Raw genomic sequence first — 24,425 nt, forward strand, 5'->3', positions numbered from 1 at the left:
AACGCCGTTTGACTGGATTTGTCTGGTCGCGCCGACGGCCTTAGCCGCCGCAAAGTACCCCGGATTTCAGATTGAAGAACTTCAGCAAGTCCTGATAGGGCATCGGTTTGGCAAAGTGATACCCCTGAAGCCGATCGCAGCCGAGCTTGGCAAGTATTTCGGCTTGTTCGTTTGTTTCAATGCCTTCCGCCGTGACACCCATTTCAAGTGAGTGGCCAATTTCAATAATGGACCTGAGAAGGCGAAGGCCGCCGCTGCCCCCTGCTGCCAGGGCGGTGAGTCGTCGGTCGATCTTGACACGATCGGGGTTGATCCGTTGCAGAGCCACGACGGAGGCGCGGCCGCTTCCGAAATCATCGACTTCAATTGCAATTCCGAGATCGCGCAGCTGATCCAGACGGCATAGAAAATCGTCTTGCTGTTCCTCCAGGAAGATCGTTTCCAGAAGCTCAAAGCTTATCTGACCGGAATAGGTCTGAACGTAGTGCCGGATGGCATCGATTTCGTTGTGGTTGACCCGGTTTTCGCTGACATTGAATGACAATGAAGGTGGATTGGACATACGGCCGAATGCCTGTTGGCACTCGCCAATTGCCTGCTCGAATATCAGGCGATCGATGTCTCCAGCTACATTGAGATCGGTCGCAATAGAAAGAAATGCTGCGGGAGCAAGAATGCCTTTCTCGGGATGGCGCCAGCGGGCAAGCACCTCAATGCCGACGGTCTGGCCAGATCTTGCGTCCACTTGTGGCTGATAGAATGGTTCGAATTCCAGTTGCTCAATGGCACGAAGCACGTCATCTGCCACTTCCTTGGTGCGCCGCACTTCCTCCAGATCCGACTTGTCAAAAATCCCCAGCTGGCCGCGCCCGCGGCGTTTGGCCTTATAAAGTGCGACATCGGAATTGGTCAGAAGCTGATCAACATGGGCCAGCGGTGTGCGGGCGAGACCTATGGACGCGCCAAACCTGCATTCCTTGCCTTCAAAAAGTGTCGGGCGGGAAAGTTCCTGCAAAAGGATCTTTGCAAGTGTTTCTGGCCGGTCGTTGTCTTTGGGTACATAAATCAGGACGACAAACTCATCACCGCCGATACGTGCAACCACATCTGCGCTCTCGACATTTCGGCGAATACGTTCGGAGATGTCCAGCAACACCTGATCGCCGGCTGCATGCCCCATTGTGTCGTTGATGTGCTTAAATCGGTCGAGATCGATATGCAGAGCGGCTATTTCGCCACCTTTCTTGCTTCTTAGATCGACGAGCTCGTCGAATTTGAGGGAAAGGTACCGCCGATTGCCGAGACCTGTCAGGTCATCATGCAATGCCTTGTAGGTGATTTCCTGGTTCGCTTTTTCAAGCCGTTTGGAATACTGCTCGACGGCCCTGCGCTGACGCACAACTTCGGTGATGTTCAATCGCAGAACGACATATTCACCCTTTTCGGTGCGAGATCTGACCATGCGATGGTGCTGGTCATCGGCGAATTCGAAATCCTCGACGCCCGGCGCAAGAAGGTCAGGCGAATAGTAGTCTTCAAGCCATTCTTCTTCTCGTCCAATGGCAGCCGGTATGAGACCTTCCATGGCGGCGTTTCGAAGGAGCACTTTCAGGTTGGTGCCCGAGGTCAAGTCATCGGGTGACTTCGTCATGGAGCGGGCATAGGCCGGGTTCCAGATCACCAGGTTGAGATCGGCATCATAGATGGCAAAGGGGTCCGGATAGGCCTTGATCGCGGATATCAGGCGATTCTGCGTGTCTTCCAGCGCCCGCCGTTGTCGAACCAGCTCAGTCGTGTCCAAACGCAAAATGACGAGGTCACCATTTTCAGCCCGGGATCTCAGCAACCGATGATGAACGTCATTCGGCAGCGCCAGGTCCTGAACCGGCTTGTCGACATCGCTCTGCTGGTGCGCGTCGGACATCCACTCTTCTTCGCGGCCAATTGCGTCGGCAATTTTTCCGGCTCGAATGGCGATCCGTGCGACTGTCGTGCGGTGCATTCCAACTTTCAAATCGTCGTGGCCATTCGACATCGATGCACGATAGGCATCGTTGCAGACAACCAGACAGTCGTTGGAATCATAAATCACGAAAGGCGAGGGATAGGCGTTGAGAGCTGCCAACAGTCGTTCCTGGGCGGCCTCGGCGGTTCGCTTTTGCCGGACGAGCTCGGTCGAATTCAGCCGAATGATCACATAGTCGCCGTTGGAAGACCGTGACCTCAAAAGACGATGATGAACGTCGCCTTTCAACTCGACATCTTCAATTTCACTGTCCAGGGTGTCAGAAGACAAAATGCGGTTGACCCATTCGTCTTCCTGGCCAATTGCCTCCGGGTAACGTCCGTATTTGATGGCCAGTCGCAGCACATCCTTCAGGTGCGTTCCGGCAACGAGTTCGTTGGGATCGTCCGTGATGGCGGCAGCATAGCCATCGTTCCAGTACACCAGGCTGAGATTGGTATCAAAGATGACGATTGGATCAGGATAGGCATTCAACGCGGAAACGAGGCGTTGCTGCTCCTTGATTGCACCATCCCGTTCCCTCTGAAATTGATCTGCAAGATCCGCGGCGCTTTCTGTCTCAACCTGAGGCCTGAAGGTCGCGCACAGATGCCACGCATCAGCATTAGCAACTTCTTTGAAGAAGAAGGAGATGCTCACCCAGATGCTGGTGTTGCCAGGACGAAGGAGCTTTGCCTTCAACGTGAATTTCTGATGGCCCTTCTCAAGCGCCTGAGCGACGCTGTTCTGAATGCTGACCTGTGGGCTGTCGCCAAAGAGTTCATCCATAGACATGCTAAGCAGGTCTTCCTGCTCATGTCCGGTCAACTCTGAAAAGGCGGTGTTTGCATAGATTAAGCGCGGTGCTGGTGCACCTGAAGCAACGAGCCCGACAGCGATCGCGTCGCTTGTCAGATCCATAAAACTACTTTTAAGCGCCTCGATACTCATACAGGCCTCGTTACCCAGTATTTGACCGTAATACGCCTGGGTTAGGCAAACATAAACAAACAACAATAATGAAAAGTATCGTAAATGTCGGTTTGTTATCGGGGAAAGGCACAGTTTTTATTGCAGTTTTAAATTGGCTGTACAGAACTGTGCAACCATTGTCTCTGCGTCAATTGAAAGTGGCGATCGTAGCAAGATTTGTCGGACGCCCGGTCGTCGACCTCGTTGCGTGCACTCATTTTCACAAGTGGAAGCGCTGTCAGATCAGACGTCTTTCACTTATAAGAACGCCGTCTGCGTCGGCATAGACCCAATCGCCAGGCCGCAATTCAACACCGCCGAAGTGAATGTCTTCCCCGGCTTTGCCCCAACCGTCCTTGGCGCTCTTGATCGGTGAGGTGGCGAGCGCATAGACCAGAATATCCATCTGATCGATCTCGACACTATCTCGAATGGCGGCGTTTAGCACCAGCCCCGCCCAACCGTTCTTCAAAGCGAGGCCAGCAAGCATGTCGCCCAGCAGGGCAACGCGCGTTGAGCCGCCACCGTCCACGACGAGCACCCGTCCATTGCCAGGAGATTCCAATTCCTTTCGGACGACTGAATTGTCCTCAAAACACTTTATCGTCTGGATCGGGCCTGCAATATGGGCGCGGCTTCCAAAGCGTCTGAAAGGTAAGTGGACAAGCGAGAGAACATCCGCGTGGTCATCGATCAGGTCAGCGGTTTTCATGGGTCCTCACATATTGCCGTATTTCAAGCGCAGCGCCGCGACGTCGTTTTCTTGCAGCGTCCTGTATGGTGCATCCTGCAAAGCACAAACCAATTTGGCCGTCTCTTCAAGTTCCTCTGCGGCGCAAACCGCTGAAAAAAGATCTTTTCCTGAAACGACGGGGCCATGATTTGCGAGCAGCACAGCGCTGCATGCGCCATTCAGGCTGCGTATCAGATCGCCTGCGGCAGGATCGCCCGGCATGACATAAGGCAACTGCCTGACAGTCCCGACCCGCATCACCACATAGGGGGTAAGGGGAGGGATGCAGTCCGATGGGTCGATGTCCTGCCTGCAAGAGAGCGCCGTTGCCCATGTGGAATGAAGATGGACCACAGCCCGGGCCTCAGGTCTCGTTTCATAGAAAGCCTGATGCAGGAAGACCTCCTTGCTGGGCATGTCGCCGGCAACGTGTCGGCCCGCAGGATCAAGCTTCGCAATTCGCTGCGGTTCAATGTCCCCAAGCCTTGAATTTGTCGGCGTGATGAGGATACCGTCCGGAACACGCGCGGAAACATTACCGGCAGTTCCGACGCTGAAACCACGTTGGAACAATGAGCGACAAAGCTCGGCCAACTGACCGCGTAGCGCTTCTTCCAAGGGGCTCATGCTGTTCCCTTCATCATGTCCAGGGCCTTTTTGAAAAAATTGCGCGCACCGAAATTTCCCGACTTCAAGGCCAGGCAAATGGGCTTTGAGGTGTCGAGGTGCAGGATGGGAACTCCGGGATCAATCTCGATACCGATATGCATCGCTTCAACAGAACTGTGGTGACAAAGGGCCTTTGCGACAGAGCCGGAGGTTTCGCCACCCGCCACAACGATCCGCGTGAAACCCAGATCGATCAGTTTCGTTGCGGTTTCGGCAAAGAGCTGTTCAAGGGCTTCTGCTACCCGTGCGACGCCGTAGTCTTCCTGAATTTGTGCAACAATTTCCGGAGCGCTTGAAGAATAAACAAGCGGTGCGTCTTGCCGATGTTTCGTGAAGAACTCAACGAGCGCCGCACTATCCAGTGAGCCGCTCAGGACAGATGGCACATCGATATCAAGAACCGGATGATTTTCGGCATGAGCTTCAATTTGCTGCCGCGTTGCGCCCGAACAGGAGCCGGCAAGAATTGCGCCATCGCCCATATTCGAAAGGACAGTGGATTTGGTCGGTTGAGGTAAGCCTTTTTTGAAGAAATTTCGCGGCAAACCCATCGCAATCCCGGACCCACCTGTCAGCAATCTGGCTCCCTGAAATGCGGCTCCCAAGGCGATCAGATCGTTGTCGGAAATTGCGTCTGCAACCAGGAAAGTCTTCTCAGTTGTCTGGGTGTCGCTTGATATGCTTCTTGGTGCAAATCGACCTTCGTGAAGTTCGCCCACCGGAAGATGCGAAACACGCCACGCCGTTTGTTTTTGCAGCCATCTGCGAATGTCAGGATCCGTCATCGGAGTAAGTGGGTGATGCTGCATGCCACTCTCGTTCAGGAGCCTGTCATGAACAAACAGGTGTCCCTGATAGACAGTGCGGCCAGCGCCTGGAAAGGCAGGGCAGACAAGGACGTTATTCTCATCCATTGCAATCGCAAGCGCTTCGGCCACAGGCCCGATATTTCCTGTCGGGGTGGAATCGAAAGTGGAACAATATTTGAAGATGATTTGCGAGCAGCCCTGGCTTAGCAACCAATCAAGCGCAGCGAGGCTTTCTGAAATAGCGTCATTGACCGGTGATGTCCGGCTCTTTAGTGCGATGACACCGGCCTGAATGTCGCTGTTGGCTGAGGTGGCAGGAACACCGCAATACTGAGCTGTGAGCAATCCACCTTCCGGCGCGACACCCTTGGAGAGAGTGTTCGCAATGTCGCTGGCGCCGGTGAAGTCGTCCGCAATTACACCAATCAACATGACTGAACCGCCTTTTGCTGCATGACTTCTATTCGGCTTCGTAAATCCGCCAGTGCAGATTCCGGGCTGGTGAGTACAGGCGTTTTTGTCACCCGTCGCGATGGTTCGGCTGCACTCGCCATTGAAAACTGCGCCAAAAGGATTGCGTCAAAACCGTCGAGAAGTTGGGCGCGGTCACGGATCATTCGATCATGTTCGGCGATGTCTCCAGATCGCTTTGCATCCAAAGCGTTTGCGCAAAACACACTGGTTAGCGATGCGCTCGAGCCAATCCCTTTTGCTAACCGCTGAAATTCAGCTTCCATGCCGGTAACCGCCGGCTCAAATGTGTAAATCATGGCCAGACGTTCTCCGTATGAAAGAGCGTCGCGAAACATTGCCTCGTTCGGTTTCAAGACCGGCAAGGGAGTGCGCTGCGCCACTTCCTCGATCGCATCGCCGAAGGATGAACAGGTGAAGAGAATGCCGTCGATATTCAACGTGCGCGCATAGTCCGTGAGGTCGGCAATTCTGGAATGTAGCGTCGCGGTAAGGCCGCCAGCCTCCTTCAGGTCGCTTTCGAGACTATCGTCCAGGAGAGAGGCTGTTCGGACTTCGGGCCAGAGCCGTTTTGCCGTGTTTTCAATCGGATCGATGGCAAGGCGTGTTGCGTGAATGAAGGCGATTTTGGGTCTCTCGGTGACCATTTGCATCTCCGTTGGGGCGGCGGTCTGTCGCGCGACCGCCGCCTTGCTGCAGGCACGTCATCTTGGGAGGATGATCAGGCTGCGAGACTGAGGTCTGAGACGGTTGACGCCACCAGTTGGCCGAAAGCGTCGGTGTCAATGGAGCCGCCAATGTCGCGAGTGCGGTTCTGAGGTACGTCAATTACACGGTCGACTGCTTCTGAAATTGCCGCGCCTGCCTCCATAAGCTTTGAGACACCACGCCGTTCTCCGAGCCAACTCAGCATCATGGCTGCGGAAAGGATAAGCGAGGTCGGGTTTGCGATATTCTTTCCGGCGATATCAGGCGCTGAACCATGCTGGGCCTGTGCACAACAAAGCCCTGTTTCAGCGTTGGCATTGATGGAACCTGCCAAGCCAAGTGATCCTGAAAGCTCAGATGCGAGGTCGGAGAGGATATCTCCGTAAAAGTTGGTCGCAACAACGACATCATAGTTCTGCGGCTGCCGGACGAGCAGGGCGGCAAAGGCGTCGACGATCAGTTCTTCTGTTTGAACACCCGGGAACTCTTTGGCTACTTGCCGGAAGCATTCCAGAAAAAGACCGTCAGTCATGAGAAAGGAATTGGCTTTGTGGATTGCCGCGACTTTCTTGTCGCGTTGCATAGCGAGCTTGAATGCCTCGCGGCAGATCCTCAGCGAGCCCTGTCGCGTTATCTTGCGAATTGACAGGGCCATATCGGGATCCGGCATCATCTCGCCGACACCCTTGTACATGTTGCGATCGGGGTAGAAGCCCTCTGTTGCCTCCCGCATGATGACAAGATCCATGCCGGGCGCTTTGTTGGGCAAGAAGTCCCTCGAGCGGGCGGGGCGCACATTGGCATAAAGGTCCAGCCCGATCCTGAACCCGGCTGAGACGTTGCGACCGCCTTCGGCAACCGGCGGATAGTCCATGTGGGATTGAGTGCCCAGGATAACACCGTCAAACTGGGTGCGCGCGCGATCCAGAACGTCTTCTCGCAGCGTTGTGCCATGAGCCTTCAGGCTTTCGAAACCCGAAGCTTCTTCTTGGAATGAAATGCCAAGGTCAAATTTCTGGTTTGCTGCTCTGACCACGTCGAGCGTGGCTCCCATTATTTCCGGTCCGATCCCATCACAGGGCAAAACCATCAAACGCATGTCTTTCCTCCAATCAGGCAGGTTCAATTTCTGTCTGATTGGTTTTTATAGCTATAAAATGCAAAAATGCAATCCGGAAAGTGACTCTAGCTTTTTGTTCTGAGCAGTTCCGACTTTCCTTTGAGGGCGCCGCCAAGGTGGTGGCGCATGGCATAGGATGCCTCCGCGATCTCTGCGCGTTCCAGATGACCTATGATTTCCAAGTGGCCATTGGTCTGTTCGACAAAGCGGTCCCGGCTGACCACGGCCTTGTATTCCAGCAGTCGTCGCATCTGATTGACGCGCACAAGTGCCATGTGGAAATGCGGGTTGCCGGAGAACTTGATGAGTTCCTCGTGAAAACGCGCGCCGACTGACAAAAGGTGCTCGACACTGTTGTTCTCAATCTCGTGGTCCAGCAGGCGTTGTTGTTCGTCTTTGAGAGATGCGAGTATCTTCCAGTCAACGCTGTAGTCAGGGTCAAGCATTGCTGCGGGCTCAATCACCATTCGAAAATGATAAATCTTGTCAAATGCTTCAGGGGTTTTGGCGACATCCAGAAACCGCCAGCCGTATCCGGGTTTTCTTTCGACCCAACCCTCGCGGACAGCACGGACCAGAATATCCTGGAGACGTCCTCGCGAGAGATCATATTTTTCACGAAGGTATTGTTCAGTCACCTCGTCTGGCAACCGATCCGTTCGCCAGTCCTCAGCTATTCGCAGGTAAACGGACGAGTCGTCCGGTGCCATGGCTTTCAGAATATCCGCAGAGGCGGGCTTGGGCTCAGTTTCCGAAACAAAATAGCCGCGATTGGTGCGTTTTTCGACTAGGCCGGCCTTTTCCAGCATTTCCAGCGCTTCGCGAACCGGTGAGCGGGACACGCCGAATTCGTCAGCAACATTCTGTGCGCTGATATGTGCACCGGCGCCTAAAGACCTGGACGTGATCTTCTGGGAAAGCCCATGAGCCACTTTTGCGGCTAGTTGATTGGTTTTCATTGCGTTCTTCTAGTCCGATCACTGAGGCTGGTGGTCACTTTCACGCCTGAAATAAAGCCATAAAACCAAACTCAACGCAATGATTGGTTTTTTTTTGATTGACATCCAATTTGACTTCCTCTTTATTGCACGTATTCAGCAAAAAATGCAAATTGATCTAAGGGAGGAAGCCATGATCATGCGTTCCACGATTGCTGCCGCTGCGACGGCGGTTATTGTTGCTGCTTCGGGAGTGACGGCATTCGCAGCCGACTATCCACAAGAGCGGTTGACCTACACAGTTGCGTTCGGGCCGGGAGGCGGCAACGACCGCATGTCGCGCACGATTGTCGACATCTTGAACAAGTACGACCTTTATCCGAACGACATCGTGGTGGAGAACCGCGAAGGTGGGAGTGGAGCGGTTGGCTTCAGCTACGTGAAGCGCCAGGCTGGCAATCCCTATTCCGCGACATCAACCAGCGGAAACTTTCTCGGCACGCCTTTGGTTGCCGATACCGACTGGACCTACAAGGACTTCACGCCTGTTGGGCTTCTTGCAAGCGATGCAATGTTTCTGGTTGTGCGCAGCGACTCCGATTTCAAGAACCTCGACGATGTTGTTAAGGCGGCTAAGGAAGGTCGCTTCACGATTGCAGGCAGCGGATCTGCGGGCCCTGAGCGGGTAACCGCCAGCCTCTTTGCCAATGCCGCTGATATTGAATACGAATATGTGCCGATCGGATCTGGAGGTGAGCTGGTCACGGCATTGACCTCGGGCAGTGTCGACGCGGTTGTTGCCAATCCCTCCGAAGTTGCCGGGCAGATCGATGCGGGAACGTTCACGGCACTCGCATTTTCAGATTCGGCACGCAGCACGAACCACCCCGATATCCCGACATTCAGAGAACTTGGCTATGATTTCGATTTCTCGTTGCCGCGCGGCGTGGTGCTGGCACCCGATCTCGATCCGTCTGTCCAAGAATGGTGGGTTGCCACATTGAAAGAGGCAGTTTCAAAGCCGGAATGGCAGGACTATCTCGTGAAGAACGGCATGTCAGGCAATCCGATTTGGGGTGCGGAATTCGGAACTTATCTGGAAGCCACCAGCGCAAAGTATGAAGCCGTCCTGAAGGAAATTGGCGCGATCAACTGATCTGCGCTTCCAACGCGCATGGGCTGGAATGTTGCCTTGCCCATGCGTCCTTCAAGTGTGAGCGAGAAATCAAGATGAAGAAGTGGTTTGCCGGGGCACTGCTTTTGGTTGCCCTGGGTTACACGATTTACGGCACATCGACCCTGACGCTCTATACTCAGTCTGGTCGTCCGGCGGCAGGATTCTTCCCCCTCATGATCGGCTTTTTGCTGGTCGTGTCCTGCTCGATAAACCTCTGGTTTGATATCAGGGAGTGGTTTCAGGAGCGCACATCAGGAAGCGGTCATACACACCAACCGGAACCGGCTGCAGAAGGTACGGCGGAAGCCTTGGGCCTCGACACTCACACTATCGATGGCGGGCAGGAACATGCCCGGGATGTTGTGATCGTCTTCGCTTATATCTGCGGCTTCGTGGCGGCCCTCAAGATAGTTGGCGCTCTTTTGGCGATGGTAGCCTTCATGCTGGCATTCCTCTTCACATTCGATCGGTCCAGGCCAGTCACCAACATCCTCTACAGTCTTGCGCTGCCAGGTTTCCTGTACTGGCTTTTCAAGATCCTTCTGAATGCCTCTCTGCCTCTGAGCCCACTGGGTTTTTGATCAAGACACGCCGTCAATCGAGTGCGATCCATGTTCAGCGAAGTTATCTCCAACCTTTCTCTCGGCCTCAGCATCGCAGCTTCACCTGAAGGGCTGCTGTTTCTTCTGCTTGGCGCTTTTGTCGGCATGATTGTCGGCCTGTTCCCGGGCTTTGGTCCGGCAGCTGGCATTGCTGTACTCTTGCCCCTTACATTCGGTCTTGATCCGACCACGGCCATCATCATGCTCGCCGGCATTTATTATGGTTCGATGTATGGCGGGACCATCACGTCGATCCTGATCAATACGCCCGGTGAATCGGCAACCGTTGCCTCGACGCTCGATGGCTATCCGCTGGCGCAAAAGGGACGCGCTGGCCCGGCTCTTGTGATGCAGGCGATCGCCTCCTTCTTCGGGGGCACAATCGGTGTGCTTCTGATCACGGCTCTTGCGCCGTCGTTGGCGAACTTCGCTTCCAAGTTCGGTCCGTCGGAATACTTCCTGATCATTGCCATCGGGTTGCTCATGCTGACAACCATGATGGGCGACAACAAATTCAAGGGGTTCATTTCCGCCCTGATCGGATTTGCGGTTGGCAGTGTTGGCGTCGACGTGATGAGCGGGCAGCAGCGGTTCACTTTCGGCTCACCGGAATTGATCGGCGGTGTCTATTTCGTTGCCGTTGCGATTGGTCTCTTTGGTATCGGGGAACTCTTGCACTGTATCTTGAACGGCCAACATCGTCAGCCGGCTGAAAAGCTGCGCATCAGTTTCCGTGACAAGGAATTCTGGCCGACACGCAAGGATTACGCTGAATCCAAATTCACGTTTTTTCGCGGTTCAGCCATTGGTTTTCTGGCGGGTGTGCTGCCGGGATCGGGTGCAACACTCGGGTCAATCATCGGCTATTCGGTGGAAAAGAAAGTCGCCAAGGATCCCGAGAATTTCGGTAAAGGCGAAATGCGCGGTCTGGTGGCACCTGAAGCGGCCAACAATGCGGCTTCAGCCGGTGCCATGGTTCCCTTGTTGTCGCTAGGTATTCCAGGGTCCGGCGCGACGGCTGTATTGCTCGGTGCTTTCATGATGTGGGGGCTGCAGCCCGGGCCGCTGCTGATCGTCAATGACCCGGGGTTTGTGTGGGGTCTGATTGCCAGTATGTATCTCGGCAACATGATCCTGATCGCCCTCAGCATTTTTGCGATACCGCTGTTCGTGAAGTTTCTGGATATCCCCTATCTTCACGTTGTTCCCGTTATCGTCCTTTTGTGTGTGATCGGTGCTTTTGCGATCAATGCAAGTATCGTGGAGACATGGATACTTGTCTTCAGCGGTGCCGTCGGCTTTGCCATGAAAAAGTTCGGGTATTCGCCAGCTGCGACGGTTCTGGCACTGGTGCTGGGATCCATGGCTGAAGAAACGTTTCTCCAGTCCTACATCATTTCGCAAGGCACATTGAGTGTGTTCTGGGAACGTCCCGTGTCACTGGTTCTGAGTATCATTTTGCTGTGTATCGTGCTTGCACCGTTGATCTTCAAACTGGGGCAGCGCTTTTTCGGAAAATCGGTAAAGCATTTGGCGCACCAGAAATAGACGGCTGCGAGCGCCGACGAATTTTTGGGAGTGCCCTCAAAACTGGAGTGTCGCTGACAGCCTCAGCTCAGCCGTCCCAGCAAAAGGGCAAGCGCATTGTCGAAGACGGCAGGTTCTTCTTGCGCACGCGCACTGAGTTGAGCGCCTTCCATCAACGACAGCGCTGCCTGGGCTTCCTTGCGCGGATCCTGAACATTTGAAATTGAACCATCGCCGCGTCCCCTTTCAAAGACCCGGGTCAGCACGTTGAGTACCATTTTCCTGAATTCCGTGATCTCGTCGATCGCCGCCGGTGAAAGGCTTTCCCGGCTGCCGATGAAGGCAACACACAGACACAGGCTGTCGCCCTCGCTCATCGCAAGACGATAGATCTCAATGAGTTTGGATAGCTGTTCTGCCGCGTTCAAGGATGACCCTTCAATCTCTTCGCAAGCAGATTGCAACGTTTCCCGGTAGCGCTTCATCAAGGCTGCGGACAGTTCGGCCTTCGTTGAAAAGTGGTAGTGAATGCTTGCCTTGCGGATGCCGACATCCTCGGACAGATCAGCGTAGCTGAACCCGTCAAATCCGCGGCTTCTGACAGCTCGCTCTGCAGCATCCAGAAGTGCCGTTTTCGTATCCTTTGTCATGCATCCACCTGTGCTTCCTGCAGGATTTTATGCAACACATTCTCAGAGGCTTCCAGAGCTCCTTCCAGATAGCCCCCAAATTGGCTCGCAACTTCCGTTCCCCCGAAAAGCAGACGGTTGTCCCAAAGACCCTTCATCGCTTCGGGCAGGCCGTAACGGGGGTGGGCATATTGTGGTTGAAGGTCCAGTGCAGTCGCTGTCAAAGGGTCGAAAGCCCAGTCCTTTATGAGGAGTGCCTTGGGCTCCGCGGCACGGGGTCCAAACAGTCTTGCAAGTTGAGCGATCACTGCGCTGCGCAAACGTTTTTCACCTTTCCTGTCGTCGGGGCGAACACCAATGAACCCGAAAAGCGCATAGGGACCGGTTGCCTCAGGTGAGGCGTCGTGAATTTCCACCATCGGGCCCACTCGGCTCATTGCATCGCCGGAAAGACCTGAGTTGCGCCAGAAAGGATCGTCATAAACGGCGACAGCTTTTGCTTGGCCGGCCATCCAGGTGGCAATGTCTGACATTGCTGATACAGCAGCCTCTGAAAGAGGAGGTGAGAACGCGATCTGTTCAGCTGCGAGCCGCGGCGGCAAGGCAAGTACAACGCGTCTTGCCTTCAGGTTCTCGCCGTTTTGCGTGGTTGCCATAATGTGGTCCGCTCTTGCGTCAAGCGCGACCACCTTGGACGCCAGTTTCAGGTTCGTTTCCGGCAGACGTCTTTGAAGTGACGATATCAGTCTGCCGAGACCTCCTTTCAGCCGATAGGAGCCTTGCATGGACGCGAAGCCTTGACCTCTTTGAACGTTGCCACGTTCATCTTCGAAGGTCAGGTCGCCAGTTGCATACTGTTCGAATTTTTCCAGTCCGAGTTGGTCGATGAGGGCAGCAATGCGTGGCTGGCCAGGCCAGAACCAGGCGGGACCGAGATCAAAGCGCTCGCGGTCGATTTCGTCAGAACGGATTCGACCGCCAAATCGTTTTCTGGCCTCCAGCACAAGATAGGTTTGCCCCTTGGCTTCAAGGTGTGCTGCAAGGCTGAGCCCTGCGAGACCTCCCCCGACGATGAGTGTTTCCGTCAACATCAAAAGCCCTCGGTGGCAGGTCTGAGATCCAGCTCATGTGTCCAGGCGGATTTGGGTTGATGCGCGAGTTGCCAATAGCTTTCGGCAATGTCGACTGGCCGGATCATTTTCAAAGGATCAAGCGCGTGCAAAGCGCGCGACCGCGGTGTGTCGATGATGCCGTCCAAAATGACATGAGAGACATGGATTCCGGCAGGTTGAAACTCGCGTGCCAAGGATTGGCTCAGGCCTCTTAGGGCAAATTTCGCAGAGGCAAACGCTGAAAAGCGTGCGCCGCCCCGAAGTGAGGCCGTTGCGCCAGATACGATAAAAGTGCCACCGCCGGCCGCGATCATTGGCTGAATCACCGACTGGGCGAGCAGTACCGCACTTTGAACCATCGATGCCCAGGTTCTTTGGTGGTCGCCAAGAGACGTTTCCAAAAAGGGAGAGATGACGAGTTCCGCGGTGTTGTGGATCACAACTTTGGGCGCTTCATGCGCCTTGATAAGGTCCGCAATCGCATCCGGTACCGCAGTTTCATCGGCCAGGTCGAGTGTTTGAAAGCGACCGGAAACCGCTTCAGGTTTGGTTCTGCCCAAGCCGACAACCTGGTATCCGCCGTTCTCAAAGCGCGCTGCAAGTGCCTGGCCAAGACCTGCGCCTGCACCTGCGACAATGGCAAGGGGTCTTTCAGAGTTCATTCTTAAACCTCCGGTGCCTTGGCGTAGGGCAGGTGTCCGGTTTTCATCCAGACCTTTGCACCATCATCGCCCGCATCAAGTGTCAAACTGTCTCCTGCAGGAAGGCGTAACCAGGATCCTTTTCTCAGGGTCTCGCGGCCACTTGTACCGCTGCCCGAAATGACCAGAAGTTCAATGCCGCCTGTGTCTTCTACCGCGAGGGTCGCGCCTGGATCGACCCGATGAAACGTGACCGTTTCACGCTTATCCTGGTGCAGCAACGCAGTTGCGACGCCGTCGTTCGTTTCACTCAGTTCGTCCGCCATGTTCTTGCGGAACTGCTTGCGGTCATCCATGTCGAATTGCCACAACTTCACAAAGATCGTACAGCCGTCCTCTGATCCGGGTGTATGCGCTGAAGTTGGCGGGTTTCGCACGTAGGTGCCTTCCGGAAAGTCTCCGTGTTCGTCTTGAAAGACGCCGTCAAGCACGATGAATTCCTCGCCACCTGTGTGCGTGTGGGCGGAAAACTTGCTCCCCGGAGCATAGCGAACAATCGTCGTCGCCCGGGCGACTTCGCCACCGATCCGGTCGAGCATGCGCCGGTCGACGCCTTTCATCGGAGAGGCTTGCCATTCCAGTTCGTCTGAATGAACGACAACGCGTTCCGAAAAGTCAGCATTCAGTTCCATGCCGGATCTCCATCTGGTGCGACCGTTGTTAAGAAAACGCGCAGGGCTTGGTTGGTGGCCGTGCTCCCGCAGCGCAAGGGTACATAAGATAATGAAAATTCATCTACCTATCAATAGGTAGTTTAAGAATATGTTCTTTTGACCCTTCTCGCAAGCTGTGCCCATCGAAGTCTGTCAGCTGTATATGTTGTGTTCCAGCGTATGGGCGAGGAGTTGCAGTGACGTTTTGAGTTCATCGCGGGTGATCCGCCCGCCCAGACAGACCCTGATATGTTCGCTGGGATTTCCTTCGACGGTAAACGGGTCACTCGGGACGAGGCCGATGCCCTTCCCGGACATCTGACCGACAACAGCTGCTCTGGAAAGGTTTGGCGGCAGCTTTAGCCAGATGTTGAAGCTGACCGGATCTGCGGCAAAGCTAAAACCGGTCAGGATTTCGGTAGCCAATGCTTGACGCGCTTTTGTTTCCGTTCGGATGAAGCGGCGAATGTGATCTGCCGTGCCATCCTGGATCCACCTTGTCGCGAGTGCCATGGTCACCGGTGAGGCCATGACCGTCATGGATTGAATCGCGGATGTGAAGCTCAGGGCTGCCTTGGTGTCCGGTGCAACGACATACGCGAGGCGAAGACCGGCGCCGATACACTTGGCCAGACCGCCAATGTGCCACGTGAGTTCCGGAACCGCCGCCGCAAATGGAGATGGCGCATGTTCTGGAATAAATCCGTATGCGTCGTCTTCAATCAGGGGCAGATTGTGGCGCTTGAGAACAGCAGCAATTTCAAGTCGTCGTTCTTGCGGGATTGTCAGGGTCGTTGGGTTTTGAAGTGTGGGGTTCAGGTAAAGCGCTTTCGGATTGTGGGCCCGAATGGCATCTGCCAGAGCGTCGGGCTTAATGCCGTGTTCGTCGCTCTCAAGACCAATGAGTTTAAGGCCGAGTGAGCGGGCAATGGTCCTGATGCCTGGATAGGTAACCGCTTCACTCAGAACGGTGTCGCCGGGCTCTGCAAGCATGTTGAGAATTGTCATCATGGCGGGATGTGCGCCAGGGGTGATGAAAACCCGTTCCAGCGATGGCACCATTCCCCGCATGCTGAGCCATGAAGATGCTGCCTCTTTGTCGACTTCGGTTCCTGTTCCGTTTTGATATCGCAGCAGGGAAATCAGGTTTCCTGAAACCACCGAAAGGCCGGCCTGCATGCGTTCAATGAGATCCGGATTGTCTGTCTCCGGCGGCAGATTCATGTTCAAGTCCACCTGCTCTGCGCGACGCGGCTCGCTCTCGATAGCTGGTCCCTTGATTGTCTTTATGAACGTTCCGCGTCCGACATGGCTCTCTACAAGGCCTCTTTCGCGTGCTTCGACGTAGCCGCGCGACACGGTCGTAAAATCCACCCCGAGAATATCGGCCAGCTTTCGCTGAGGCGGTAGCCGGTCCCCCGGCATAAGGATTCCCTTTTGAAGATCTGCTGCGATCAGGTCTGCGATTTCGATGTATCGCGGTTTGCCGCTTTCGGGCAGGGCGGGTTTCCAGTTCTTCATTCCGAATCCGGGCATGTCCATTTGTTGCGTCCTGTGTAGCAGAATTGATTCTGATTGTATGTATGCAGTCGATTGTATGGAGTTTGTTGCAAAGAGAACGAGTGTTTTTGCCTCAGTTTTAAGCGCTCTTCGGCTTAGGAATTATGCAATTGATTTTGATTTTTGCACTTGCAGGTTTTTCGCATTTTTCACTTTTGATCGTGAAAATGATGTGCATACAATAGTGCGGTAAGTCAATAATTGTATGGCTATTGTATGGTCATTATAACAGGAGCATGAAATGCCAGAGGTAACGGCACCGGCACACGCAGACGGCGATTTCTTCGTCAACTACGAAGAGAAGGTTTTCGAAGATGTTCAGGCGGAAGAGGGCGAAAAGGCCCTCGTCACATTCCACACCGTTGCATTTGAAGGTTCGATCGGGCTGGTCAATCTTCTCCAGGCCACGCGGCTTCAGCGGAAGGGGTTTGAAACCTCCATTCTGCTCTATGGGCCAGGTGTTTCACTTGGTGTTCAAAGAGGGTTCCCGAAGCTAGGCGATGAAGCCTTCCCAGGCCACCTGGCAATGAACAACCAGATCAAGAAATTCATGTCAGAAGGGGGCAAGGTCTATGCATGCCGCTTTGCACTGCAGGCCTTGATGGGGCACGGTGAACCCTCACTCATTCCCGGCATCACACCAATTGCTCCGCAGGATGTTCTTGACATCGTGCTGCTGCACCGCCGGGACGGTGCTTTCATTCTGGACACCTGGACCCTCTAGGTCAGTAAGTGCTCGGCCGATCAACGCGGCCGGGCAGAACACTTCCTGTCAATCCAAATTCAGTAGCCGGCAATGACAACATCATCCGAAACAATTCGAGTTGCAGCTGTCCAGATAGCGCCTGATCTGACGTCGAAAGCGCGCACGCTGGACAAGGTCATGTCTGCGATGCGCGAAGCAGCTGGTAAGGGGGCAAAGCTCGTGGTCTTCCCGGAGACCTTTGTTCCCTGGTACCCCTACTTTTCCTTCGTCTTGCCGCCGATGTTGGCCGGGCAGGAGCATCTTCGACTTTACGAAGAGGCCGTGTCGGTGCCGAGCGTTGAGACAGCTGCATTGTCAGCGCTTGCCAGAGAACTCGACATTGTGGCCGTGATCGGTGTTAACGAGCGCGACCACGGCTCGCTCTACAACACGCAACTATTATTTGATGCGGATGGCTCGCTGTGCCTCAAGAGGCGCAAAATTACCCCGACCTACCATGAGAGAATGATATGGGGGCAGGGTGACGGCGCAGGCCTTAAAGTTGTCGAGACCGCCGTTGGACGTGTTGGTGCGCTTGCGTGTTGGGAACACTACAACCCGCTTGCCCGATATGCCCTGATGACGCAGCACGAAGAAATTCATGTTGCCCAGTTTCCAGGGTCGCTAGTTGGTCCGATCTTTTCAGAACAGATCGAGGTTTCCATGCGACATCATGCGCTTGAAAGCGGCTGTTTCGTTGTCAATGCCACCGGGTGGCTGACCGAGGAACAAATCAATTCCATCAGCGAAGATCCGAAGCTGCAGCGCGGTCTGCGGGACGGTTGCATGACGTGCATTATTTCGCCCGAAGGCCGGCATGTCGTGCCGCCTTTGACGGAAGGCGAGGGAATACTGACAGCTGATCTGGATATGCGATTGATCACAAAGCGCAAGCGCATGATGGACAGCGTCGGGCATTACGCCCGCCCGGAATTATTGCATCTCGTGCATGACACGAGACCTGCGAAGACAGTGTTGCCCGTAGCTGCGCCATCTGCTGCGACCACTTTGCGGGATGCCGATGTCCCGTCTCAAATCCAATCCGAAATCGAGGAGCCTTTCAATGCCGGCTGAAGTTCTCATCAATGAACTGCAAACCCGTGGAATTCGCCTCGTTGACCCAAAGGCTGGACATGAAGCGAGGCGGGGAGGTGCAGGGCCGACGGACCACAAGGCGCTGACCGTAGATGGTGTCACAGTCATGGTGCCGGTGCATACAGCGCCAGCTTTCGAGAGCCCGTTTCTGGCCGACGCACCCGGGTCTGACGGCAAAAGCAATGTGCTCAAAAAGGGCAATAAAATTGGTACGATCAGTTTTCCCGGGCGGCCGAAATTCTATGATCTGGAGACGTCAGACGGTGTCCCCTATCATCAGATTGCAACACTGCACGGACGAGACGTTCTTGCGACAACGGTCTTACAGACTTGCATTCGCTATCAGAGCAGAACCAAGACCTGTCAGTTCTGTGCCATAGGTCAGTCGCTCGCAGCCGGACGCACAATCGCCCACAAGACACCAGAGCAACTTGCGGAAGTTGCCAGGGCCGCGGTCGAGCTGGACGATATCAAACACATGGTGCTGACCACAGGTACTCCGAAGGGGCCGGATCGTGGGGCGGCCGTCATGGTCGAAAGCGTGAAGGCAATCAAGGCTGCCGTCGACATTCCCGTTCAGGCGCAATGCGAACCGCCGGAAGATGATATCTGGCATTCTCGCATGAAAGAGGCCGGTGTCGATGCGCTCGGAATGCATCTTGAGGCGGTGACACCCGATGTCCGCAAACGGATCATGCCTGGAAAGGCGCAGGTCGGGCTTGAAAAGTATTTCGATTCCTTTCGCGCGGCGGTGCCAGTGTTCGGTCGCGGTCAGGTTTCAACCTATATTCTTGCTGGGCTCGGCGACACAGCCGACGCCATTTTGAAAACAAGCCAAAAACTCATCGAAATCGGCGTCTATCCGTTCGTTGTGCCTTTTGTGCCTGTCACGGGCACCCCGCTTGAAAGTCATCCTGCACCTTCCGCTGAATTTATGGACTCCATATTGCGACCCCTGTCGAAAATGGTTGTCGATGGCGGTTTGCGCGCCGAAGACATCAAGGCCGGGTGCGGACGGTGCGGCGCATGTTCAGCACTTTCTGTCTATGAAAAGCTTCAGGTGCGGTGACATGTTCGAATTTGGCCGAAAGCCGTTTCTCTCGCCGCAGTTTTCCATCAAGGCTGCGTCCGCACCTTGGGAGTTCGCCGGGGCGACAGCACTGCGCATAAAGGTTTTTTGTGAAGAGCAGCAGATCTTTCAAGGGCATGATCGTGACGATGTAGATCGCCGGGCTCTGCCTCTAGTCGCTCTGTCGACAATAGCGGGTGAGGCCGATGAAGTTGTTGGCACTGTCAGGATCCACGAAGAAGAACCTCGTATCTGGTGGGGATCACGCCTGGCTGTCGCTGAGTCTCATCGCCGTGTGGGGCGGCTTGGTGCTGAACTCATCAGGCTTGCGGTTTCTTCTGCCAATGCTTTCGGCTGTGACCGGTTTTATGCACATGTTCAGGAACAGAACGTCCGACTATTCGAACGCCTGCATTGGTCGTGTCTTGAAGCCATCGATATTCACGGCAAGCGCCACATGAAAATGGAGGCGAACCTGAACGCGTATCCTCCTTTCAATAAACCGGCACTCGGTTGGACCATGCCCTTGAGGGGGCGGCAATGACCGAACAGAGCTGGCCGGACACTTTATCGGGGATCGCAGAGCTTTTGCGGGACGATCCCGGATTGATTGGAAAACGTGACATCGATGCATCCTGCGGAATACTCGGCCTTAGCCAGACAGCGCCTGGCCGGCCCGGCGATGACGCTGCCATTTTACCAGATGGCGACGACTATCTGTTGTTTGCCATTGAGGGCTTCATCAACGCATTTGTCGAGGCAGATCCCTGGTTTGCGGGATGGTGCGGCATCATGGTCAACATGTCCGACATTCTGGCAATGGGTGGACGGCCCATCGCCGTGACGGATGCGATATGGACGGCAGAAACATCGAAGGCCGAACTGATTTTGGAAGGAATGCGGGCTGCATCGCAGACCTACGACATTCCGATAGTCGGCGGTCATACCAATTTCAGAGCAGGACAGAGCCAGCTTGCTGTTTCGATACTGGGCCGTGCAAAGAGGTTGATCACCAGCTTTGATGCGGCTCCGGGCGACAAGCTGATTGCGGCGATTGACCACCGCGGCGGATACAGGGCGCCTTTTAACAATTGGCAAGCGGTTCTCGATGCGCCGGCTGAACAACTGCGCCAGGATACCGAAGTTTTGCCACGTCTTGCTGAAGACGGTTTGTGTGCAGCTGGGAAAGACATTTCACAAGGAGGGCTTGTCGGCACTTCACTCATGCTTGCGGAATGTTCAGGGGTTGCGATCAAGCTTTCGCTCGAGTGTATACAACCGCCCCCAGGCGTTCCGCTTGCGCGCTGGTTGGTCACATTTCCCTCCTTTGGTTTTCTTCTCAGTGCACCGACAGACACTACGAGTGCAGTTGTTGCCCGGTTTCAGGAAAGGGGCATCTGGGCGGCTGAAGTTGGAGAAGTGTCCCAAGGTTCAACCGTTTCGTTGTCCCTTGAAGGAGAGGAAGAGGTTCTCTGGGACCATCGACAAAGCCCCTACCTCGGACTGAAGCCAAGGGAGGTGGCCAATGCCTGACCTCACATTTCGGATCCGGTGGCCCAATGGTGACGAGGAGGCTTGCTATTCGCCATCCTCGATAGTCCGGAACTTCTTCCAGGAGGGCGAGGCTTATCCGCTCAATGAGTTCGTCGATCTCAGTGAGAAGGCGTTCGAAGCTGCCAGCGAACGGGTTCGTGCGGTGCATGGCTATCCGTGTTCTCGAGCAGCGTCCCAGTTGGCAACCCTGAAGACTAGATCCAACGCTTTTGAAACTTACCCCGATGCAACCGTTACCTTTCTTCGGTTTGATGTCGGACTTGCAAGCAGGACATCGTCATGACCAGCAATACCTATGTTTCCATCCCTGTTGTCATTGTGGGAGGTGGGCAGGCCGGCTTGTCCGCCAGCTACTGTCTCCGCAAGAAGAATATCGAACATGTCGTATTGGAACGGTATCGTTTTGCTCATCAATGGCGGGAAAACCGCTGGGACAGCTTTTGCCTGGTGACGCCGAATTGGCAGTGCAAGCTGCCGGACTTCCCTTATACCGGCAACGATCCGCACGGGTTCATGTTGAAAGATGAAATCGTCGAGTATCTTGAGGCCTTCGTTCGCAGCTTCGACCCTCCGCTCAAGGAAGGTGTCACGGTAACTGAAGTCAGCAGACGTGACGATGGGCGGTTTGTCGTTTGCACGAATGAACAAAACTACCTTGCCGAACAGGTGGTGATTGCATCGGGAGGTTATGACGTACCGATCATTCCTTCCTTCGCCGAAGAAATCGATCCGTCCATTTTTCAGATCCAGGCCGGAGACTACAAGTCACCCGCTCAGCTTCCGGAGGGAAATGTACTCGTTGTCGGAGCCGGCCAGTCAGGTGTTCAGATCATGGAAGATCTGAAGCTTGCAGGCCGGAAAGTACATCTCGCAGTTGGCCCGGCACCGAGAGCACCACGCATGTACAGGGGGCGGGATGCCACCGACTGGCTCTACGACATGGGCCATTATGACCTGACCATACGTGATCATCCCCAAGGTGAGGCAGTTCACGAGAAGACCAATCACTACCTGACAGGCCGCGACGGGGGGCATGAGATAGATTTGCGGAAATTCGCGCTCGACGGTGTCACCCTCTATGGAAGTCTGTCTGGAGCATCCGGGTCCGAGGCTGTGTTTGCTCAGGATTTGGAAAAAAATCTTGATGATGCCGATGAAAGTTATGTCGGTATCCGAAAGGCGATTGACGACTATATCGCCACAAACGATATCGATGCGCCGGAAGAAAAACCTTTTGAGAAAGTCTGGCGACCCGAGCAGGAGCCCTCGCAGCTCGATTTTGACAGACAGAACATCACGTCTCTTGTCTGGGCGATCGGCTTTCGGCCGGACTATTCCTGGCTGAAGGTTGATGTTCTAAACGCGCGCGGGCGTCCGATTTTCGACCGCGGTGTGTGCACGGTTAAGGGACTCTATTTTCTGGGGCTGGGGTGGCTGAACACCTGGGGGTCCGGGCGTTTTCTGGGTGTGGGCGACGATGCGCAATATCTCAGTGAACAGATTGAAACCCTGCACGAGACCAACAGAGCCACGCTCAGCAAGGTCTCCTGATTGAAACCATGAAAAGCTCAGCAGAACTTGTCGAAATTTCCAAAGAGCGGTCGCAAGGCGGCTGGCAAAGCAGTCAAACGCTCGGGATGCCCGAGCTTGGGTATACAGGCCTGTCCGAGAATTGGATGCTCAAAACACTCGGGCACCGTCATTGGCGTCTGATCGCGAATGCCTCCGGTCAGCAACATGCCAGCTTCAAGGATCGGAGAGGCAATGATGTCTATGCTGCTTTCTGTGCATTGTCGGTGGATTGTCCGGGTCTCTTTCTTGCCGATCTTGATGACAGTCTGGAGACAGTCTCAAAACTCTACCGGGTCTCGCGCGCCCGCCTGGCTTCGCTGCATGTCCTGAAGCTCAAAGGTGAACCAATTGCATCGGTCTGCTTGGTGTCGACTTTTGTCTCCCGCATGGTGGCTGGCGAAAACGCGAGCGTTGCCAGAGTGGATTTTGCCGGGCTTCCCGCACTACCGGCATTGCCTGCCGACTTAGATTTTCCCTACCATGCCGCCAGACTTGCCCGTTCTGGTGCGGATGGGCATCTTGGCTTGCGCATGTTCCAGGCAGAAGGCAGAGATCCAGACCTCGTCTACAGCACCTGTCCGTCCCTAGACTTCAACCGCGCTGGGCTAATGTATTTTCCATCGTTTGTAGCTGCCGCGGAAAGAGCAGCGTCAGATCGCTTCGGCAAAAGGGCGCATCATTTTGCGCTGCGGCGGCGGGATGTCTTGTTCTTTGGAAACCTTGAACTCAATGAATCTCTTGCGGTTCGAATAGCTGATTGGATCGAGACAGAGCAAGCAGTCAAGGCTTCACTGCTGTTGACAGGAAAGAACGAACGCCGGGTCTGCGAAGTCTTTTGTGAATATGGAAAAATGAACTGAAGGCAGGACCGTTTGTCGGCCCCACACGTTTTTCCAAACGGCTTTGCCGTTGCTGCTGGCTCAATCTCCGGCACTTGCTGAGTGCCATGGCGGAGATTTCAAACGCCGGGACTGGCGTCATCACGATCCCGCAGTCAGCCAAAGGCTTCTACCAGGAGAGCCTTGCGATCTAGGACCTATTTCCGCTCTAGTGTCGGGAACTCCCAAACCTGTCGGCGATTCCGATGGCTGGTTGGTAGGTGGCATTGATGCCGTGGGTATTTCCGTCAGACGGGTTTTCAAGGTAGGCGTATCGATGAATTCAATTTCAGACGAACTTAATCTCAGGTACGGCGAATTGATTGACCTCGATGGTCTGGCTGCTGAAGCCAAGGTGCTCAAGAGTATGCTGGAGCGTGGGTCTTGTCGTTTATTCCAGGACAGGCAAGTGGAGCCTGGACTTTTCAGGCTGTTGTGTGCTGCGGCCCTGGCATCGCCCACCAAAAGCGATCTTCAACAGCGCGACATCATCATTGTCCGTGACGAGACGATCAAGGAACGTCTCTTGCAAATGGCCGGTTCGGCTGCGTGGCTCGGCAAGGTTCCGAACATTGCCGTCTTCTGCGGAAACAACAGGCGGCAGCGACAGCTTCACGCCTTGCGCGGCCGGACTTTTGCAAACGACCATCTGGATGCATTTTTCAATGCCGCCGTCGATGCTGGTATTGCGCTGTCGGCATTCGTCACTGCCGCCGAGGCTGTCGGCCTCGGGTGTTGTCCAATCAGTGCCATTCGGAACGAAGCTGGCCTTGTCAGCGAACTTCTGGCGTTGCCGGACCACGTGTTTCCGGTTGCCGGGTTGGCATTCGGCTATCCAGTACAGGAGACACCGACGATCAGCCTGCGCCTGCCCTTGTCCGTAACCGTGCACGAAGACTGCTACCACGAAGACGGCCCGGAGCAAGTCATCACCGACTATGACACCAGGAGGGAAGCACAGCAGCCCTATGACAGTCAGCGTGCGACGGAAGTCTTTGGAACAGCAACGACCTATGGCTGGTCAGAGGACAAAAGCCGCCAGTATTCCCTGCCTGAACGCGACGCTTTTGGAGCGTTTGTCCGAGCCAAGGGCTTCAATCTGTCCTGAGGTTGACCGTCGTGACCA

At 54.8% G+C, this 24,425-nt stretch carries 24 protein-coding genes; 12 read left to right on the forward strand and 12 right to left on the reverse strand.

From position 1 onward, the window contains the following. Nucleotides 1–40: 40 nt before the first annotated feature. From K1718_RS07280 to K1718_RS07310, 7 genes are all read right to left on the reverse strand, one after another. Nucleotides 41–2,926: a sensor domain-containing protein gene (locus K1718_RS07280; RefSeq protein WP_265683381.1), complete on the reverse strand. Its 2,886-nt coding sequence runs from the start codon at nucleotides 2,924–2,926 to the stop codon at nucleotides 41–43. A gap of 289 nt (nucleotides 2,927–3,215) precedes the next feature. Further along, nucleotides 3,216–3,689 (reverse strand): ribonuclease E activity regulator RraA, encoded by a 474-nt coding sequence (gene rraA / locus K1718_RS07285; protein WP_265683383.1) that lies wholly within the window; start codon nucleotides 3,687–3,689, stop codon nucleotides 3,216–3,218. 6 nt (nucleotides 3,690–3,695) lie between these two features. Beyond that, nucleotides 3,696–4,337: a 3-oxo-tetronate 4-phosphate decarboxylase gene (gene otnC / locus K1718_RS07290; protein ID WP_265683384.1), complete on the reverse strand. Its 642-nt coding sequence runs from the start codon at nucleotides 4,335–4,337 to the stop codon at nucleotides 3,696–3,698. Beyond that, nucleotides 4,334–5,620: a 3-oxo-tetronate kinase gene (gene otnK, locus K1718_RS07295; protein WP_265683385.1), complete on the reverse strand. Its 1,287-nt coding sequence runs from the start codon at nucleotides 5,618–5,620 to the stop codon at nucleotides 4,334–4,336. The genes otnC and otnK overlap by 4 nt, the downstream gene beginning before the upstream one ends. Further along, nucleotides 5,614–6,306 (reverse strand): aspartate/glutamate racemase family protein, encoded by a 693-nt coding sequence (locus K1718_RS07300; RefSeq protein WP_265683386.1) that lies wholly within the window; start codon nucleotides 6,304–6,306, stop codon nucleotides 5,614–5,616. Before K1718_RS07300 ends, otnK begins: the two co-directional genes overlap by 7 nt. A gap of 74 nt (nucleotides 6,307–6,380) precedes the next feature. After that, entirely contained in the window at nucleotides 6,381–7,466 is a 1,086-nt protein-coding gene (locus K1718_RS07305) for an isocitrate/isopropylmalate dehydrogenase family protein (RefSeq protein ID WP_152500306.1), read from the reverse strand. Nucleotides 7,467–7,552: 86 nt separating this feature from the next. Then, the gene (locus tag K1718_RS07310) at nucleotides 7,553–8,446 is read right to left on the reverse strand and encodes a GntR family transcriptional regulator (RefSeq protein WP_265683387.1); all 894 of its coding nucleotides are present in this window, start codon (nucleotides 8,444–8,446) and stop codon (nucleotides 7,553–7,555) included. Nucleotides 8,447–8,618: 172 nt separating this feature from the next. Between K1718_RS07310 and K1718_RS07315 the strand changes: the two genes are divergently transcribed. The 3 genes from K1718_RS07315 to K1718_RS07325 all read left to right on the forward strand — a co-directional run bounded on the left by K1718_RS07315 (nucleotide 8,619) and on the right by K1718_RS07325 (nucleotide 11,752). Next, a complete protein-coding gene (locus K1718_RS07315; protein WP_265683389.1) occupies nucleotides 8,619–9,581 on the forward strand; it encodes a Bug family tripartite tricarboxylate transporter substrate binding protein in 963 nt (320 codons plus the stop codon). 74 nt (nucleotides 9,582–9,655) lie between these two features. Continuing rightward, complete coding sequence (locus K1718_RS07320; protein WP_265683391.1) at nucleotides 9,656–10,183, forward strand: tripartite tricarboxylate transporter TctB family protein; 528 nt, start codon at nucleotides 9,656–9,658, stop codon at nucleotides 10,181–10,183. Between the two features lie 30 nt (nucleotides 10,184–10,213). Next, the gene (locus K1718_RS07325; RefSeq protein ID WP_265683393.1) at nucleotides 10,214–11,752 is read left to right on the forward strand and encodes a tripartite tricarboxylate transporter permease; all 1,539 of its coding nucleotides are present in this window, start codon (nucleotides 10,214–10,216) and stop codon (nucleotides 11,750–11,752) included. Between the two features lie 62 nt (nucleotides 11,753–11,814). Here K1718_RS07325 and K1718_RS07330 read toward each other — a convergent pair whose 3' ends face one another. From K1718_RS07330 to K1718_RS07350, 5 genes are all read right to left on the reverse strand, one after another. Next, nucleotides 11,815–12,381, reverse strand: coding sequence for a TetR/AcrR family transcriptional regulator (locus tag K1718_RS07330; RefSeq protein WP_265683395.1), 567 nt, complete (start codon nucleotides 12,379–12,381; stop codon nucleotides 11,815–11,817). Beyond that, the gene (locus K1718_RS07335) at nucleotides 12,378–13,451 is read right to left on the reverse strand and encodes a flavin monoamine oxidase family protein (RefSeq protein WP_265683397.1); all 1,074 of its coding nucleotides are present in this window, start codon (nucleotides 13,449–13,451) and stop codon (nucleotides 12,378–12,380) included. Before K1718_RS07335 ends, K1718_RS07330 begins: the two co-directional genes overlap by 4 nt. Next, nucleotides 13,451–14,134, reverse strand: coding sequence for an SDR family NAD(P)-dependent oxidoreductase (locus K1718_RS07340; protein ID WP_265683399.1), 684 nt, complete (start codon nucleotides 14,132–14,134; stop codon nucleotides 13,451–13,453). Before K1718_RS07340 ends, K1718_RS07335 begins: the two co-directional genes overlap by 1 nt. A gap of 2 nt (nucleotides 14,135–14,136) precedes the next feature. Then, on the reverse strand, nucleotides 14,137–14,805 hold the full coding sequence (locus K1718_RS07345; protein ID WP_265683401.1) for a cupin domain-containing protein: 669 nt from the start codon (nucleotides 14,803–14,805) through the stop codon (nucleotides 14,137–14,139). Between the two features lie 174 nt (nucleotides 14,806–14,979). Then, the gene (locus tag K1718_RS07350; protein ID WP_265684674.1) at nucleotides 14,980–16,347 is read right to left on the reverse strand and encodes an aminotransferase-like domain-containing protein; all 1,368 of its coding nucleotides are present in this window, start codon (nucleotides 16,345–16,347) and stop codon (nucleotides 14,980–14,982) included. A gap of 280 nt (nucleotides 16,348–16,627) precedes the next feature. On the opposite strand from K1718_RS07350, the gene K1718_RS07355 reads away from it, so the two are divergent. The 9 genes from K1718_RS07355 to K1718_RS07395 all read left to right on the forward strand — a co-directional run bounded on the left by K1718_RS07355 (nucleotide 16,628) and on the right by K1718_RS07395 (nucleotide 24,407). After that, nucleotides 16,628–17,110, forward strand: a complete 483-nt coding sequence (locus K1718_RS07355) for an MSMEG_0572/Sll0783 family nitrogen starvation response protein (protein WP_152500315.1) — start codon at nucleotides 16,628–16,630, stop codon at nucleotides 17,108–17,110. 72 nt (nucleotides 17,111–17,182) lie between these two features. Further along, entirely contained in the window at nucleotides 17,183–18,205 is a 1,023-nt protein-coding gene (locus K1718_RS07360; protein WP_265683402.1) for a Nit6803 family nitrilase, read from the forward strand. After that, entirely contained in the window at nucleotides 18,195–19,295 is a 1,101-nt protein-coding gene (locus K1718_RS07365; RefSeq protein WP_265683404.1) for an MSMEG_0568 family radical SAM protein, read from the forward strand. Before K1718_RS07360 ends, K1718_RS07365 begins: the two co-directional genes overlap by 11 nt. A gap of 1 nt (nucleotide 19,296) precedes the next feature. Then, the gene (locus K1718_RS07370; protein ID WP_265683406.1) at nucleotides 19,297–19,839 is read left to right on the forward strand and encodes an MSMEG_0567/Sll0786 family nitrogen starvation N-acetyltransferase; all 543 of its coding nucleotides are present in this window, start codon (nucleotides 19,297–19,299) and stop codon (nucleotides 19,837–19,839) included. Then, entirely contained in the window at nucleotides 19,836–20,828 is a 993-nt protein-coding gene (locus K1718_RS07375) for a sll0787 family AIR synthase-like protein (RefSeq protein WP_265683407.1), read from the forward strand. Before K1718_RS07370 ends, K1718_RS07375 begins: the two co-directional genes overlap by 4 nt. Then, nucleotides 20,821–21,132, forward strand: coding sequence for an MSMEG_0570 family nitrogen starvation response protein (locus tag K1718_RS07380; protein WP_265683408.1), 312 nt, complete (start codon nucleotides 20,821–20,823; stop codon nucleotides 21,130–21,132). Before K1718_RS07375 ends, K1718_RS07380 begins: the two co-directional genes overlap by 8 nt. After that, nucleotides 21,129–22,400, forward strand: a complete 1,272-nt coding sequence (locus tag K1718_RS07385; protein WP_265683410.1) for an MSMEG_0569 family flavin-dependent oxidoreductase — start codon at nucleotides 21,129–21,131, stop codon at nucleotides 22,398–22,400. The genes K1718_RS07380 and K1718_RS07385 overlap by 4 nt, the downstream gene beginning before the upstream one ends. A gap of 8 nt (nucleotides 22,401–22,408) precedes the next feature. Continuing rightward, on the forward strand, nucleotides 22,409–23,281 hold the full coding sequence (locus tag K1718_RS07390) for a Pnap_2097 family protein (RefSeq protein ID WP_265683412.1): 873 nt from the start codon (nucleotides 22,409–22,411) through the stop codon (nucleotides 23,279–23,281). Nucleotides 23,282–23,471: 190 nt separating this feature from the next. Beyond that, nucleotides 23,472–24,407 (forward strand): nitroreductase family protein, encoded by a 936-nt coding sequence (locus tag K1718_RS07395; RefSeq protein ID WP_265683415.1) that lies wholly within the window; start codon nucleotides 23,472–23,474, stop codon nucleotides 24,405–24,407. Nucleotides 24,408–24,425: the final 18 nt, after the last annotated feature.

This window comes from Roseibium porphyridii (assembly GCF_026191725.2).
GTDB lineage: Bacteria > Pseudomonadota > Alphaproteobacteria > Rhizobiales > Stappiaceae > Roseibium > Roseibium porphyridii.

Bases quoted from the DNA above. Each gene is read 5' to 3' on its own strand.
- K1718_RS07280 (WP_265683381.1), bottom strand. From the start codon at position 2,926: ATGGATCTGACAAGCGACGCGATCGCTGTCGGGCTCGTTGCTTCAGGT.
- rraA (WP_265683383.1), bottom strand. From the start codon at position 3,689: ATGAAAACCGCTGACCTGATCGATGACCACGCGGATGTTCTCTCGCTT.
- otnC (WP_265683384.1), bottom strand. From the start codon at position 4,337: ATGAGCCCCTTGGAAGAAGCGCTACGCGGTCAGTTGGCCGAGCTTTGT.
- otnK (WP_265683385.1), bottom strand. From the start codon at position 5,620: ATGTTGATTGGTGTAATTGCGGACGACTTCACCGGCGCCAGCGACATT.
- K1718_RS07300 (WP_265683386.1), bottom strand. From the start codon at position 6,306: ATGGTCACCGAGAGACCCAAAATCGCCTTCATTCACGCAACACGCCTT.
- K1718_RS07305 (WP_152500306.1), bottom strand. From the start codon at position 7,466: ATGCGTTTGATGGTTTTGCCCTGTGATGGGATCGGACCGGAAATAATG.
- K1718_RS07310 (WP_265683387.1), bottom strand. From the start codon at position 8,446: ATGAAAACCAATCAACTAGCCGCAAAAGTGGCTCATGGGCTTTCCCAG.
- K1718_RS07315 (WP_265683389.1), top strand. From the start codon at position 8,619: ATGATCATGCGTTCCACGATTGCTGCCGCTGCGACGGCGGTTATTGTT.
- K1718_RS07320 (WP_265683391.1), top strand. From the start codon at position 9,656: ATGAAGAAGTGGTTTGCCGGGGCACTGCTTTTGGTTGCCCTGGGTTAC.
- K1718_RS07325 (WP_265683393.1), top strand. From the start codon at position 10,214: ATGTTCAGCGAAGTTATCTCCAACCTTTCTCTCGGCCTCAGCATCGCA.
- K1718_RS07330 (WP_265683395.1), bottom strand. From the start codon at position 12,381: ATGACAAAGGATACGAAAACGGCACTTCTGGATGCTGCAGAGCGAGCT.
- K1718_RS07335 (WP_265683397.1), bottom strand. From the start codon at position 13,451: ATGTTGACGGAAACACTCATCGTCGGGGGAGGTCTCGCAGGGCTCAGC.
- K1718_RS07340 (WP_265683399.1), bottom strand. From the start codon at position 14,134: ATGAACTCTGAAAGACCCCTTGCCATTGTCGCAGGTGCAGGCGCAGGT.
- K1718_RS07345 (WP_265683401.1), bottom strand. From the start codon at position 14,805: ATGGAACTGAATGCTGACTTTTCGGAACGCGTTGTCGTTCATTCAGAC.
- K1718_RS07350 (WP_265684674.1), bottom strand. From the start codon at position 16,347: ATGAAGAACTGGAAACCCGCCCTGCCCGAAAGCGGCAAACCGCGATAC.
- K1718_RS07355 (WP_152500315.1), top strand. From the start codon at position 16,628: ATGCCAGAGGTAACGGCACCGGCACACGCAGACGGCGATTTCTTCGTC.
- K1718_RS07360 (WP_265683402.1), top strand. From the start codon at position 17,183: ATGACAACATCATCCGAAACAATTCGAGTTGCAGCTGTCCAGATAGCG.
- K1718_RS07365 (WP_265683404.1), top strand. From the start codon at position 18,195: ATGCCGGCTGAAGTTCTCATCAATGAACTGCAAACCCGTGGAATTCGC.
- K1718_RS07370 (WP_265683406.1), top strand. From the start codon at position 19,297: ATGTTCGAATTTGGCCGAAAGCCGTTTCTCTCGCCGCAGTTTTCCATC.
- K1718_RS07375 (WP_265683407.1), top strand. From the start codon at position 19,836: ATGACCGAACAGAGCTGGCCGGACACTTTATCGGGGATCGCAGAGCTT.
- K1718_RS07380 (WP_265683408.1), top strand. From the start codon at position 20,821: ATGCCTGACCTCACATTTCGGATCCGGTGGCCCAATGGTGACGAGGAG.
- K1718_RS07385 (WP_265683410.1), top strand. From the start codon at position 21,129: ATGACCAGCAATACCTATGTTTCCATCCCTGTTGTCATTGTGGGAGGT.
- K1718_RS07390 (WP_265683412.1), top strand. From the start codon at position 22,409: ATGAAAAGCTCAGCAGAACTTGTCGAAATTTCCAAAGAGCGGTCGCAA.